Source organism: Ehrlichia ruminantium str. Welgevonden, from assembly GCF_000026005.1.
Taxonomy (GTDB): Bacteria; Pseudomonadota; Alphaproteobacteria; order Rickettsiales; family Anaplasmataceae; genus Ehrlichia; species Ehrlichia ruminantium.
The window spans coordinates 111,860-127,747 of record NC_005295.2; the positions used below are offsets into that span (position 1 = coordinate 111,860).

Below are 15,888 nucleotides of genomic sequence, written 5' to 3' on the forward strand. Positions count from 1 at the left end.
AGATCATTGAAATGAATATGTTGAATAAATTGATAAGTATATGTAAAAAGCGTGAATAGTGAAATAGTAGTTTTATGTTTTATTGTACTTTAAATTTGTTTAGTTAATAAAATTAATAATGTAATGTAAATACTAAAGTAGCAAGATCTTGGTTGGTATATAGATTTATATATTTAAAAGAATCTTTTAAATATATATAACGTTGTATCAAATTAGCAATCATTATAGTAAGCGTATTAGTAAGTATATGCAAAAAATGGATAGTTAGGAATCTATACGAATTTCATGTTTATTATATAATTATAAACTGCTGAATAAATAGAATAGTAGCTTACAATATGAATAATAAACTAAGAAAGTGTTTTGATTGATAAATTATGTGTTATTGAGTGCAAATAGTGTTGTATTAAATATTAAATTATCTTTTGCAATTTGTGAGATGGTTCAGCTTAGATCTGTTGTTGAAAAAGATATATATATGTGTAAATTCTATGTCTTTTAGAAGGTAGTATTCTGTAGTCTTGAGATTGTATAAGATATTACTTACAGTGGTTTTTTGCTAACAGTATCATGTTAATATTTTCTCTAGTACATTAATATGAGTCTATTATAACGAAATTATTTACTGTATAAATCCTGGGATTGTTAATTATATTGGTAAAATAATAAGTAAGTAATTTGTTTTTATATAAACTAAATGTATTAAAAAAAATAGTATTTAATGATTTTTTGTGTTATAATTCTTGAAAGTGTGTTAATAAGTTTTTCATATGTTACCTGGATTTGTGAATAGCTCTGATGAAGAAGAACAAAAGAAAAAATCATCTCATAATCGGAAAAAAAGTAAAAAATCGAGAAAAAAAAGAAAGTATTGTAATACAGAAGCTCAAGTATCTGATTTAACAGCACAGGTGTGCCAAGATAATATTTCAATGATGGTAGGTAATATAGGTGTTGTTGGTGATCAAGAAAATATTGTTAGTGATGAAAAGAAATTAAGTAGCCTACCTGAAGAAATGTATTTAGCACAAGGTGCTAAACCAAAAAAACTAGTAGATGTGCATAAAATTCCTACTGAGCAACAGCATGTTGGTGGTGCTGATAGTTCTGTATTAGGTAATACACTTAGCGAAATATGTTTAATACAAGGTGCTAAACCGAAAAAGTCATATGACAGTAGTTTTTTTCAGAAATATATTATGCAGAAATATAATACTGATATTGTAAGGAATATTCTTGTTAATTACGATGTAAGTGGTGGTACCGCTGTATTTCCAGAGCATAACAACAGAGTACCTGATAGTGAGGATAGTAATATCCCTTTGCAGGAGATGACTACTCAATTTCAAAAATTAAATTTTAGTAATATATTTGGTGAAAATACTAGGGGTGATGTTACTAATGTGAGTAATGATCCTTTAAAACGTGTACGAAATGCTCATATAGGACATATATGTAATCTTTGTCGCAAAATGTTTTATCACGCTGGTAATAATTGTTACCAAATGAAAGATGAGATTATACAAGAATTATCAAGTAGTATTACAAATGTTGATTATCTGATTGATTTAATAAAAATAGAGCTTGTAACACAGTTGGCGATTACATTAGGTTTTAACGAATTATCTTGTGCTATGATATGTTATCAAATTGACAGTTTGAATATGTATGCATTTAATATGATATTTGATGAATTAATGAATGTTGTATCTTGTGATTCACGATCTTCAATATTGATGGGTAGGTTATACAATGTATTTATGATTTATGCAGATACTGAGGTTGTTAATTCAGGGTATACACTTAGCAATGGAGCAGAGCAATATTCTGCATTAGTTGGAATGTTATCTGAATTAGTGACTGCAAAAAGGAGTACAAGATTTAGTTCCGATGTTGTTCATTATGTAAATTTTGCAGTAGTATCCTGTTATTATAGATTAGGTTGTATGTATTATGCAATGGAACAGTATTCTTCGTCTTTACAAAGTTTTTTTCTACAAAATCCGTTGGGGGGGGGGGGAGATATGAAACAGAGGTGTGTCGATACATGTTGTGGTATAGTATATATGTATTATATAGGTCCAGAGTATAATAATGCAGTTAAATATATCAAAGGTGTAAGATTCCCAAGCCTATTGTTAGATATATGTAATAATGATATTGAGCGTCATTTTGCGAAAAGTATTAAACAAGCTGGGAAGCTAAATTTTTCTTGTGTAACGACAGATATTGCGAATTATGTAATGGATAATCTGGGAGAAGATGTTTTATTGAGTATAGAAGATGATATAGTAAAGTATGCAAATATACTTAAAGTTATTGCTGGTACTACTGCTGATCAAGGGGAAGAAGAGTGTGTATTTCAAGTGAGTGAATTTGGGTATGGTAGATAATGAGTATATGGATGTTTTTGTTTTTTATATATTATGTACAAACTGAAATATATTAGAAGAGATTGTTTTCCTAATTTTGGGTACAGCTACTTTTGTAGTTTTGTTATGTATTATATATCACTTTGTGGTATTGGTAAGTTCTGATATTAGATGAGCTTGCAAGAAGTGAAGGTAACATATATTGATTTATTATATGAAACAGATAAGTCATAAGTGTAATATAATTTTAAGGTATCTTGCTATTGATGTATAAATTGATTAATGTAATGGTCTTATATTAATGTTCACTTAATGATAATCTGTGTAGTGTTCTGTATATTTATAATTACATGAGGTGTAATAATTTTTATCAAAATGTGGAGTAATCATTAATTTTAGTGCATGTAGTTTGGATCAGGCTTGTTTGAATATGAGAATTGATGTGTTTTAAAAATGGTCAGCATATTTTGTTATATTATGTAAGTAATGATTAGTAGTAAGTTATAGTTTTTATATTTGTATGTTAGGTGGTAAATAAGATTGTACATATAATTTAATTATCAATATTGGTTAGGTTGAAGTTAATTTATGCAAGAGATTGGCAAGTAACTTTGCTATGTTGATGGGAGTACGATTAGCTTATATATTAATTGGTTGAAGATTAGATTTTTTATATTGTGTAACAATTAATACGTGATGGTATAGTGTTTCTAATAGTGTAAACATAATCAACATTTAGGGTCTTTATCGTCTTAGTATTGTTAAAAATATTATCAGTTGCATAATAACTCAAACACTGTGTAACTCGTATAAAGTTGAATTATAAAGATTTTTTATCCTTAAAAAAATAAGGTTAGTGTTTTAATGTTTTTTTATTAGTAGTTACATTTAGTACCAAACAATCTTAAATGAATAGTATTGACCTTATGGTTATTGTATATTAGATAATGATTTTATTAAGTCTAATTTTTACTAAGAGAAGTATTAAGCTAAGATATTTTTTTAATATAAATATATAATTTTCATGAAATTACTTATCAGCTTTAATTAAAATTTTATTTATCAATTATAAGTTATTTTCTTTATAAGATTTATAAAATTATTAATATTAATGTCATATATTATGTTGTTTGGATTTGTAGGTGATTTTAATGGGGAAAGGAAAAATAAGCAGTTGTATATTAATCAAGCAGAATATAATGGCTAGAATATGAAAGCTAGAAAGGATAATCAGCAGTATACAGATGACATACAGCAGTTAAATTCGAGGACTGCTAGATTGAATATCGGTAGTGTCGGTACAAGTCATATGACTTCTACTAATGTTCCAAGAGATATTATGGCTACTATGGATGGAGTTGCAAGGGAATTGACAGGTGTTATGCAGTCGAACGTTCGACTTGAAAATGTGCATTTAATGCAAGGTGCTAGACCGAAAAATAGCCAATATAAAAATGTTTTTCAAACCCCAAGATTTAATCAAGATCTGGTACTTAATGTACAAAATAAGCAACTTGTTTTAAAGAGACCTTGTCGGGTTTCTTATAAAATGCCAATGACAGTACCTAATGAACATAAATTGTCATATGAAAAATATTATGATCCTCAGGAATATGCTGACAAGCAATTATCTGAAAGTGTTTCTGGAATAATATTTAGAGTACAGCAGCATACTCATTTAGCATACATCTGTTATATAACAAAGAATATATTTTGTATAGATACAGATCGGAATTATACTATAAATGAGAGGTTTCGAGATTTTTTTAATGTTACTTCGTATCATGAATTAATTCTATATCTTTCTAAGTTAAATGTATTATCACAACTTGCTTCAGTATTGGGTTTTTATGACTTTAGTAAGTTTCTTCTGTACAATTATGAGTTACAGTATTTAGATTATTATGTTATGGATAATATATTGATAAGTGTAATTGACATTATTAAGAATAGTGAAAGATTGGGACGTTGTCGTTATTGCTTAAGTTCTCAGTTGGAGTGTTATGCTGATTCTAAAGTTTTTAAATTACAAGAAAATTATTGTTCTAGAGATATCACATTTTATATTGCAGTATTACAATTATTACAAAATCTTATGTGTGTAAGAAAACAAATGAAGCGTAGGGGAAATGTTGAGCATAGATTAACTAGTAATATTTTAGATTTTCTTATAATAAGTTGTTGTATTCAAGTTGGTATTGGTCATAGAGATGTTATGCTGTTGAGTAATACAACATTTGATGTTAACAAAGACCAAAAATTTATAATGCTTCTACATGAAATATCTAGTACATTTTTAGATTTGTATAATTTATCTCTCCATTCTGGTAATAAACCAGAAACAATATGTGGAGTGAATTTTTCATCTGCATTGCTTAATATTTGTTCTCAGGATATTAGGGCAACTATAACATGTGCAATATTAACTGATGAACTCAGATTGAATATTATATATAGAAGTATTGTTGACAACATTTGTGCATCAAGTACATCAGAAGCTTTGCAAGATATTTATATGCAAATGATGCAATATAAAGAGATGCAGGAAAGTGCTAAATCTGAAAATATACAGCGAGATTATGGAGAAAACTATCATATGTCACAATGTGGATATAGTAAATGATCTATTGTTTTTTATAAAAAGAACCTAGCATTATAAGTTGTACATATTTATATGGTGCAATATCAATATTAATAAATATCTAATATTGTTAATATAACGAGTTATTGTCTTCTATGTACTTTGGTTACATAATAACTTCTCGGCTTTAGATTATAGTAATAGTGAGTAACAAGTTTATGGTAGTACTTGATAGTAAAAAATTTTCTATAACTAAAAAAGCTAATATACATGTTGTATTAAATAGTACAGATTAATTAGATATAGTATTACTCATGTCTCTGAGTTACTCGAATGACTTAAAAGAATGTGGTGATTCTAATTTAATACAGTGTGTTTTACCGATATATAAGATATTACATTAACAGTTTTTGTACTCTGTGAAAAAATTGGGTAATGTTATGGGTATTTTATAAGTATAATGGAGAGATTTTGGATAGTACACTTATAAGATTTAGATATATTTATTGTGTGAATCAAAACTATTATTATCTATTGTCGTATAATATGTTGTTGTATGTATTTTTTAATATTTTTTGCTGTGATAAGAGACTTATATGGATGTTTTTTATTACTTTATGGGAGAAGTGAGTTTTAGTAGGTGTAATAGCGAAACTTTTTAGTTATATATCAAATCAAGTAATCTATCTTTAAAAAATATTCTCAGAATTTTTGTTAGCTAATCCTGTATTAGAATTAATCATGTATAGTACATAGTGATATAATTGTAATATTTTTATGAGATCAATTTAGTGTATTATGTATAATCGTTCTATTAAATAATCTTATGTTACTAAGTAAGCATAATACTACCTTATACACATATGTGAGTATATGTTTTTAATCAAGTGTAAAATTTAATATATTATTAATACTTTATGTAACTGTTCTTTAACATATACATGATATGAATTAAATATGTTTAATATTGGTCCTATTTCTAATATATTGGTGTAGTATTTTCAGAAAAAATTACTAACAAAGATCAGAACTTAATAGTCTGTAGAGTTGTTATAATACATGCTAATTTAGCATGTTTGATTCTTAAATGATTATTACAAATTTAAATTATTGATATAGTAGTCTAAGTTAATAGTATCCTGATAAAATATCATGCTTAAGTATGGTTTTATTTCATGGTAATTACTATACTGATATAAGTCTGATTGAAAAAGATCCTTGATGTATTCTATAATTTTAGCTTAGATATTATTAAATATCTATTGCTTCTTAATAAGTGATTGTATTATCATACAGTTTTAGGTTGTGTTTTTTATACAACTTAAGATTTGATAGTACTGACTATTTGTTGATGATTTTTCTGGTATTACCTGTGTTGGGTATCTATGTTATTTTATTAAGATCTAATACTTTGTAAAAGTTGAGAACCTAATAAATATCGTTAAATATAACAAGTCTGTTGTTTAATAATAGTACTTATCATTTTGGATTTATGAGTGGAATCTAATGGTAGCAGTATCTTTTGTAGAAATTACATTTATTAGGGTTATTAGATATGATTGGAATAATAGCAGGTGTTGTTAGTGTTGTTGCTATATCAACAACATTATTAGGAGTAATTGATAATGCTCAAAAAAAGAAAAAAGATGAAGAGGATAAGAACCTTAGTAAAAGATCTGATAGGAACTCAAAACGTAAAGGTAGAAAGCATCGTGTATTAACTAAATCAGTAGATGATCAAAAAACTCAAAATATTACGGTAGGAGATTTGACTTCTGCATTAACTGAGTTAAATATTGAAAGTCCAGATGTCACATATGCAATGCCTATTGTAAGTGACGATCAATCTGTTTCTACTCAAAGTTATAAGGAATTAGGTGCAAGGCCCAAAGTACTATTGAAAGGGGATGCCGCAGTTACATGTAATAAAACACCTGATGTACAAAGTGGAAAAGCTAATTATTCTGATAAGTTACTGATGCAAGATACAGATCCTTATTTGATGTTAGGTGCAAGACCAAAAACTACGCGATCTAGAAAGGTAACCAAACATCCTATAGTTCGACAAGTAACACAACCTCAAGCTGGTGATGAAAGCTGTGTTCAAAGTGTGAGTTCAGATTTAAGATCGAAGGATAAAATGAGTCGTCGTTCTAAAAGATATGAATCTGATCATAAAGATAACATTGGTTATATAACTACTGATACTAATATGTTAGTACATGGGGAATTACAGTTAAAAGCTGCTAATTCTGATTTTGATGTATGTAAGTCATCAAAATCTGTGTTATTTCAAATAGATGTAGATTCTTGTAGTGTAAGCTCAACTTCTAGTTCTTATGGATCATGTGGGTTAAGTAGTGTATCGAATGTTTGTCAGACATCTTCTACAGTAGATTCAATGGTGTTTGAAAGTGTAGAATGTGCTCCAGTCTCTTATCAGATAAATAATCAAAATTATGCTCCTGTAGAAGTGCGTATGTCAACACTAAGAACTTTACATTTTATATTTTGTCGTACTATGTTATCTCAAATGTTCACAATGTCATATGGAAATAGAATTATTATTAATGCTCATACTGATTCTGTAATAACAGATATTACACCTGATGTAAAAGTAGCTAGGTTGTTATTGAAAGCTAATGTACTAATGCACTGTGGATTTGCTACATGTAAGCATTATATGCGTAGGCAACTTATGATATTTATGAAGATGATGTTTTATGGGAGCCAGGTTAATCCATTATTATTACGCATGACTAATCTTAATAATTATGAGCTAAATCCTATTCAGTGCTATCGAATAGCTTGTTACATATTCAATAAACGTTGTAAAAGTCAGGATGCTACCCTACCACATGTTCTATATAATCAATCAAGTGGTTATTTTTCGCACATGCTTGATTTATTATATCGTTGTATATATGCTAAATTAACAGTAGTGCATAATAAATATGAGATTACTGTACTTAATAACCTTATTTTTTCTTCTGTCTTAGCATTGGGGTCAATGTACTATACTATGATATCTAGTAGTTCGGATGGTGCATGTCAAGATACTAGTGTACCTTCAACAGGTCAATTAATATTTTATAGTGTAGTTAGGAGGAAGTGTAAAGTACCTCTTCTTGGATATGACTTAGGATATATATGTTATCGTATGTGGCTGGCCATGTTCTACATGTATAATGGTGTATAATGGTGAATTAGTGGGTGTTATAGCAGCTAGTTTGGCTGCATTGCTTTCTGAACATGGTATGAGTCAAATGCAGGAATCTTATAATCAAGGTTGTTTCGATTTTGGGGTGATCATTGATGATTTATGTTCCCAAGTAGCTAAATATGCTGACCGTAGAAATTTTGATCTTGTTTCTTGCGACATTCTTAAATATGGTGAGTGTGTTCAGGTGAATGATCAAAATAGTGATAAGGATGTTGATAAAAGAAGTAAGCAAATAATTTGTGAAATTGACCGTCTACTTGATGTTCAGGAGGAGGAAAATGTTGATTGGAAAAAGCAAGACTCTTCACAAAAGAATAATCAATCTAAATCTAGATGAAAGAAGGTAATATGTATTTTCATTATTAATAGAGTACTTAGAAAGTTAAATTTTTGTTGTTAAGTTATAGAATATTTTTATTAATATTAAAGACTAGACTTTATTACATATGTATTAGTTAAATAATTTGTTTGTATGTATTAAAATTCACAAAGGATGTAATATCTAGTCTTATTTCATATGTTTCAAATTTATTATGTTATATAGCTTTGATACAATAAATATTATTTTTATAAATTATGTTAAAAAAGATATATATATTTTTGTTTTTTTATTATTAACAATGAAAATTTTTACAATATAATTGTAACAATTAGTTGTATTATAGAGTTGTGTGTTATGGGTATATTAAAATTATTAATGGGTATTATTGGTACTGGTATGGTGTTAACGGGGTCTACAGGAGGCTCTGAACAACAGGAAGATAAAGAAAATACTGATAATCAGTCTGGCAAGGATCAAGATAATAGTAATTCAGATGTAGCAAATGCATCAGGTGATAATACATCTACTCAGTCAAGTCAGCATGTAGGTAACTCTGAAGGTAGTATTGCAGCTGGTGAGGTCAGCAATGCTCATTCTGCATCAAAAGGGTTAGTAGATAGTCGAAAAGTTAAAAACTTGGAATACCAAAATTTTAGGAAGAAGCATGCTATGTATTGTTATGATATGTTACAAGCTGCTTTTAATTGGCAAGGTGGTTATGCTTATGTTACACATGATTTTCACAATTTTTTAGATTGTATTGCTGGGAATGATCAAGAAATAAGAGGATTGTGCTTTTTAGTTTTGAAAGCATCTGTGTTATTTCAATATTGTATGTTACATTGCCGTCATGAAGTTGCTAGACTGCTTGTTTTTGACCAAAGATCTCTTAGAGATCCAATGCTGCTTAATAATTTATTGAGTAAGGCATTAAGTATTTTGAGTAATACAGATGATCCTGATAGGAGAATGTATTTTTCTTATCTGGCTTTATGTCACATATCTTATAGTCAACTAGATATGAAAGAGATGATATCACCTCAATTTTATAGAGATATACAAGGGTTATTATGTAGGATATTTGAATATAAGATAACTAATGGTTTTGATCCGTATATAAAGTTTACACATGAACTATTGATTGGATGTGCCTTATTTTTAGGAGGTATGTATAATCAAATTCATACAAGAGAAGCTACTACTGAAGTTACTGTTCCAGATACTGTAAATGTATTATGCCGAAATACTGATATTTTTAGAGAGAGGATAAATTCGAATAGGCGTTCTGTAATGGCATGGCAAGATTTAGGTTACCGGTGTTATAGACTATTCATATCTATGTTATATATGTATACAGATGATACACGATTGTTTAGACGTGGTGTACAAGCTATTCCACAAAAGTTAATACGTCAGTGTTCGGAAGATATTGTAACATTAATTGATAGTTACTATCTTCAAGATGAGATGCCATATAGTGTTATTGCTGGAAATATAGCAGGTAGTCTTAGTAGGTTAATTAATAGAAATAATATCAGCATAGTACAAGAAGATATTACTTTATATGAACAGCACTGTATTAGGCAATGTTCAATGAGTGTTAAAACTAGTACGGATTTAGAAAGTCAAGACATAGAACAACTCAATGTTAGCATGTCTATTGTGGATATAAATGAAGAACGAGAAGGAATACATGCTGCTCAACAACCACCTAGTAGTTCTTTAGGTGAAGGGGCTGTAGGGGAAGTAGCAGGTTCAAGTTATGATTATACAAGATTAGGTGCTAGACCGAAAGTACGTTCAAGAAAATCTTCTGATAAAACATTAAAACAAGGTGAATCACATACTAGTGTAAAGATATCACAAGTGAGTACTGGAATGTCTAGTACATTTGTAGATAAAAAATCAAAAGGATTAGTCGGTATTATAAAGTCACCTGACAGTTTTTCATCTCAGGAAACTAAACTGTCTCAGGTACATCATAAGCAAGCTCAAGTTGCTGATGGTGTGACTACAACAGATAAGCTATCTAATATTGATTTACAGGAAAATGTTATACAACCAGTTCATATAAGCGAAGTTGATGATAACTTACCTAAACAATCACCTATTTCTAGACAAGGTACTTGTGTAAGTATGCCACCCGACCACATACGCAAGTTTAGGCGTTTACATGTTATATATCTTTATGATATTTGTCGACGTTTAATATTTTCTACGCACGGAGAAATTAAAGCCACTGTTGAATGTGCTCATGTAATGTCGGATATCTTTAAAAGTAATAAAGCTGAGCAGAAATTCTTCTTATTGATGTTAAAAGTATCTATGTTATTACAATTTTGTGGTGCACATTTTTCTAGGGAACGAATTAGATACATAATATTTGATGCAAGACCTTGGGCTAAAGAAAGCAAAAATATCGATTATATATTGTGTGAGATTTTAGGGGTGATAAATACTTCATCATCATTATCTCATACTATAATGTCAATAAGTAGGTTATTACGACAAAAATACGATGTTGACGGGAAAATGTTGACTAAAATGCGTCATATGCCAGATTTTTATAGGAAAGTAATGAATTTATTGTGTAGAGTATATCAATATAAAAGAGAGTGTTCTAATTTTGGTCAGGATAATATACATACTATTGTAATTAGTCAGGTAATCATATGTTGTGCTATGCTAATGGGAAGTATGTATTGTAGTAAGGAAGGCATCGGAATTCGAGGTACTCGTAGAACATTGGATGTTGAATTTTATCACTTGGTGCTAGCATTTATGTATCTGTATGAGGTACAAGCTCAAGGTGCTGCAAAGGTTGATTACATAGATCATAGTCCTGTGGTTATACCACCAGGATTATCTAGGTTGTGTTCAAAAAATTTTGTTAAGTTTCTTAAGAAAAATTATCCTGGTGGTGAAGTGCCTTTTTCTATACATGTTGAACATTTAATTGAACGTTTAGATAGATTGATCACTGGTCAAAATGTAGCATGGATATTTTCTGATATAGAAATATATGAACACAGTTTTATGCAAAATAGAAGGAGAAGTGGGAGTGACTACTCACGAGGGGATGGTACTGGAGGTGAAAATGATAATTTTCCTGATCAACAACGTGCTAGTGGTGATGGACGTGGCTTATAATTTTTGGTTATGTTATAATGTTGAATTTTATGGAATATATTAACTAGTTTGTATATTTACGTAGTTAAGTATTACTTCTGTTACAACATAATCTTAGTTTAAATATTAAGTTAATAGCGTTATCATACTATAAGCATTATAAAATACATTAGCTTTTTTTATAATGCTTATAGAACCACATATTAATAAATTTAGATTTTTTTGTTTCTAAATATCTGTATATTTGCGTGCTAGATTATGTAGAATATTAACAATTATAATTCGGATGATTGCATAATTTTTTGCATATGTGGCATCATTATTTTCATAAAGCTTTTAATCAAGTCTTCCTGTTGATCTTTTGATAATGTGTTCTGTTTTGCATTAATAGCTGAGCTGATTAACGGTTCTAATGCTTTATTTAATTCTGGAATTGCTGATTTTATTTCACTTTTTATTGATGCTTTTGTTTTATCGTCTATTTTTGTTTTATATTCTTTTTCAACACATCTAATAACATCTTCTAAGCTTTGATCTACAGATAATTCTTCACTCATGTATTTGTCCCTAAATTGTTGTGATATTTGATTCTATTGTATATTTATTAATAAAATAATAATTTTTCTTGGAAAATCAACTTGTATGATGGGTATATTTAATTATATTCAAAATGAGTTTTGTAATCTTAATATGAATTATATTTACTATAAATGGAAATAAAGACTTATTTTATAATAAGTTTATTATTTATATATTGAGTTAAGTTAGATAAGTTTATGGTAGTACTTAGTTTGATATTAAATACCATAGCATTTTAACAAATAACAGAATTTTATTCAGTAAAAAATGTTCTGTACAAATTGAAAAATAATTATAGTCTTACTGACTACTGACTACTGACTACTGACTACTGACTACTGACTACTGACTACTGACTACTGACTACTGACTACTGACTACTGACTACTGACTACTGACTACTGACTACTGACTACTGACTACTGACTACTGACTACTGACTACTGACTACTGACTACTGACTACTGACTACTGACTACTGACTACTGACTACTGACTACTGACTACTGACTACTGACTACTGACTACTGACTACTGACTACTGTAATTGTGTTTAGCACATATCTCAAAATTTAAAAACTATTTATTATGTAATAACTGTTACACTAATTATTAATTGATTACTTTTAGCTGTTATTGAGTTTTATCTATGAAAGTAGATACCTATATTTTTAATGAATATATTTATTAGTAGTCTGCTAATATTATAGGTAATAATTCTAGTTGGAAAATATTTTGGATTAATTGTGAAAAAGTAGTTAACATAATATATCATAGATCTATCAAAAATAGAGTTTTATTGTTTGTTTAATTATACGAGGTATAAATGTCAAAGGTAGCTATTATTGATTTTGGGTCGCAATTTACACAATTGCTTGCTAGAAGAATAAGGGACTTAAATATTTATTCTGAGATATTTCTACCTAATGTGGCATTTGATCTTATTAAAGGTGTTGATGCATTTATTCTGTCTGGTGGGCCTAGGTCAGTACCTAATTCAGATGGAATTCCTAAAATTGTACATGATATTCTTCAGTTTAATGAAAAGACGTCTATTCCAGTATTAGGTATATGCTATGGATTACAGATTCTCAGTAACTATTTTGAATCTGATGTTGTATCTAATTGTAATAAGGAATTTGGAAAAACCATTCTCAATATAATAAAAAATTCAAAGATAATAGAAAATATTTGGGAATCAGGGGACCAAGCTTGTGTGTGGATGAGTCATGCAGATAGTGTTTATAATATACCACGTGGTTTTGAGGTTATTGCATATAGTGTATTGAATAATTCCATTGCTATGGTAGCGAATGAACAGCGTAGGATTTATGGTATGCAATTTCATCCTGAGGTCTATCATACTCCAGATGGTATAAATTTACTTGCGAACTTTCTGGATATTGCAGGTTGCCAAAAGGATTGGACTGTAACATCTTTTATAGACGATCAGCAAGATGCTATTAAGAAACAAATTGGAAATAAAAAAGTAATAGCAGCACTTAGTGGAGGTGTTGATTCAAGTGTGGCTGCAGCGTTGACGTATAAGGCGATAGGTGACCAACTTCATTGTGTATTTATTGACAATGGGTTATTGCGTTATAATGAAGTGGAAAAAGTAAAGCAGCTATTTATTAATGAGCTAAAAATTCCTGTAACAATTGTTGATAAATCAGCAGTGTTTCTAAATAGGTTGAAATCTATAACTGATCCAGAACGGAAGCGTAAAATAATTGGGGAGACTTTTATTGAAATATTTGAAGAAGAGGCTAATAAGCTTGAAGGAGTAGAGTTTTTAATGCAGGGGACTATATATCCTGATGTTGTGGAATCTGGAGGTAGTGGTTCTATTGCGAAAGAAAGTGTGGTTATTAAGTCTCATCACAATGTTGGTGGCTTACCTAAAACCATGAAATTTAAGCTTGTTGAGCCATTAAAGTACTTATTTAAAGATGAGGTAAGAATATTAGGTAGGAATCTTGGTATCTCAACTGAAATATTAATGCGTCATCCATTTCCTGGACCAGGTTTAGCAGTTAGGATAATAGGTGAAATTACTGAAGAGAAAGTAAAAATGTTACAAGCTGCTGATGATATATATATTAATCTAATCAAAAAATACGAGTTATATGATGTTATGTGGCAAGCATTTGTAGTATTGTTGCCAGTGAAAACAGTAGGTGTGATGGGTGACAGAAGGACATATGGTCATGCTTGTGTTTTAAGAGCAGTAAATTCACATGATGGTATGACAGCAGAAAGTTTCCCATTCTGTATGGATGAGGAAACTCAATGGAAATTTTTTAAATGTATACAGGAAGCTAGTAATGCTATCATTAATAGTGTTAATGGAATTAATAGAGTAGCGTATGATATTACATCTAAACCTCCTGCTACAATTGAATGGGAGTAATATTAAGTGACTAGTTTTGATTATGGAAGAATTACATTTTTGAGTTTTATAATTTAAAAAGTCAGTAAATGTATGTTAAATACAAAGTCTACCCTAATAGTGTTAATGGAATTAATAGAGTAGCGTATGATATTACATCTAAACCTCCTGCTGCAATTGAATGGGAGTAATATTAAGTGACTAGTTTTGATTATGGAAGAATTACATTTTTGAGTTTTATAATTTAAGAAATCAGTAAATGCATGTTAAATACAAAGTCTACCATAATAGTGTTAATGGAATTAATAGAGTAGCATGATATTACATCTAAACCTCCTGCTACAATTGAATGTGAGTAATGTTAAGTGACTAGTTTTGATTATGGAAGTAATAATTACATTTTTGAGTATATAATTTAAGAAATCAGTAAATGTATGTTAAATACAAAGTCTACCCTAATGGTGTTAATGGAATTAATAAAGTAGTGTATGATATTACATCTAAACCTCCTGCTGCAATTGAATGTGAGTAATATTAAGTGACTAGTTTTGATTATGGAAGTAATAATTACATTTTTGAGTGTTATAATTTAAGAAATCAGTAAATGCATGTTAAATACAAAGTCTACCCTGCGTGTTTCGCTATATATGTTTTTTAATAATTGAAATATAGTTATTTAATAAGGCTGTGTAAGTAGAAGTGTGCTTAATTTATCAAGCTTGAAGTATTACATTTTATTATACCTAAAGTAAAAAAATTGTTAATACAGTATTGTAAAAAATAGTATAACTGATGCGTTTTATTAAATAGTATGGTGAATTTTATTAGAAATTATAGTTGTACTATTCTTAGATTTATAGATTTAGCCTATTGTACTGTGTGATACTTGGAGTGTTTAAAAGATTATTAAGTTATATCATAAACAGTCATGATAATATTACTTGATTGTTGTTAAAATTTGTAAAATATCATTTCTATATATAGTAAACATTTTTTTTGTATCTCAATAGCATTATTTGTTGGGGTTGAAGCTTTTTATAAATTAGAAAATTAGGCAGTAAAATATATCAATAGGATACTAATTTGAGTGTGCTAAACTTATCATATTATTTAGTGATATTTAAATTTTTGTGGTGTATATGTTTAGGTAAGTATGGTGTTGATCAATAAGTAGAGTTGTATTATATTCTTGTGCGGAGAATATAAATTATGATTCTTTATAAATAATATGAGTTATTTATAATATGTATTATTTTGTAGAATAAGGGTAGTGCATTTTGTTGTTTTCAA

The 15,888-nt window shown here is 28.9% G+C and carries 9 protein-coding genes; 8 read left to right on the forward strand and 1 reads right to left on the reverse strand.

The features are described 5' to 3' along the window. The first annotated feature begins 770 nt into the window (after positions 1-770). The 5 genes from ERUM_RS00390 (at position 771) to ERUM_RS00410 (ending at position 11,648) form a co-directional block, all read left to right on the forward strand. Positions 771-2,393, forward strand: coding sequence for a hypothetical protein (locus tag ERUM_RS00390; RefSeq protein ID WP_011154752.1), 1,623 nt, complete (start codon positions 771-773; stop codon positions 2,391-2,393). 1,189 nt (positions 2,394-3,582) lie between these two features. Then, positions 3,583-4,995: a DUF3514 domain-containing protein gene (locus ERUM_RS00395; RefSeq protein WP_011154753.1), complete on the forward strand. Its 1,413-nt coding sequence runs from the start codon at positions 3,583-3,585 to the stop codon at positions 4,993-4,995. Between the two features lie 1,513 nt (positions 4,996-6,508). After that, positions 6,509-8,152, forward strand: coding sequence for a hypothetical protein (locus tag ERUM_RS00400; protein WP_011154754.1), 1,644 nt, complete (start codon positions 6,509-6,511; stop codon positions 8,150-8,152). Next, on the forward strand, positions 8,142-8,513 hold the full coding sequence (locus tag ERUM_RS00405; RefSeq protein ID WP_011154755.1) for a hypothetical protein: 372 nt from the start codon (positions 8,142-8,144) through the stop codon (positions 8,511-8,513). Before ERUM_RS00400 ends, ERUM_RS00405 begins: the two co-directional genes overlap by 11 nt. A 339-nt stretch (positions 8,514-8,852) precedes the next feature. Then, a complete protein-coding gene (locus tag ERUM_RS00410; RefSeq protein ID WP_011154756.1) occupies positions 8,853-11,648 on the forward strand; it encodes a DUF3514 domain-containing protein in 2,796 nt (931 codons plus the stop codon). Between the two features lie 254 nt (positions 11,649-11,902). Here ERUM_RS00410 and ERUM_RS00415 read toward each other — a convergent pair whose 3' ends face one another. Then, positions 11,903-12,184, reverse strand: coding sequence for a hypothetical protein (locus tag ERUM_RS00415; protein WP_011154757.1), 282 nt, complete (start codon positions 12,182-12,184; stop codon positions 11,903-11,905). Positions 12,185-13,032: 848 nt separating this feature from the next. Between ERUM_RS00415 and guaA the strand changes: the two genes are divergently transcribed. The 3 genes from guaA (at position 13,033) to ERUM_RS04840 (ending at position 15,130) form a co-directional block, all read left to right on the forward strand. Further along, entirely contained in the window at positions 13,033-14,619 is a 1,587-nt protein-coding gene (gene guaA, locus ERUM_RS00420; protein ID WP_011154758.1) for a glutamine-hydrolyzing GMP synthase, read from the forward strand. Positions 14,620-14,687: 68 nt separating this feature from the next. Further along, entirely contained in the window at positions 14,688-14,789 is a 102-nt protein-coding gene (locus ERUM_RS04835; RefSeq protein ID WP_080512700.1) for a GMP synthase (glutamine-hydrolyzing), read from the forward strand. Positions 14,790-15,028: 239 nt separating this feature from the next. After that, positions 15,029-15,130 (forward strand): GMP synthase (glutamine-hydrolyzing), encoded by a 102-nt coding sequence (locus ERUM_RS04840; protein ID WP_080512701.1) that lies wholly within the window; start codon positions 15,029-15,031, stop codon positions 15,128-15,130. Positions 15,131-15,888: the final 758 nt, after the last annotated feature.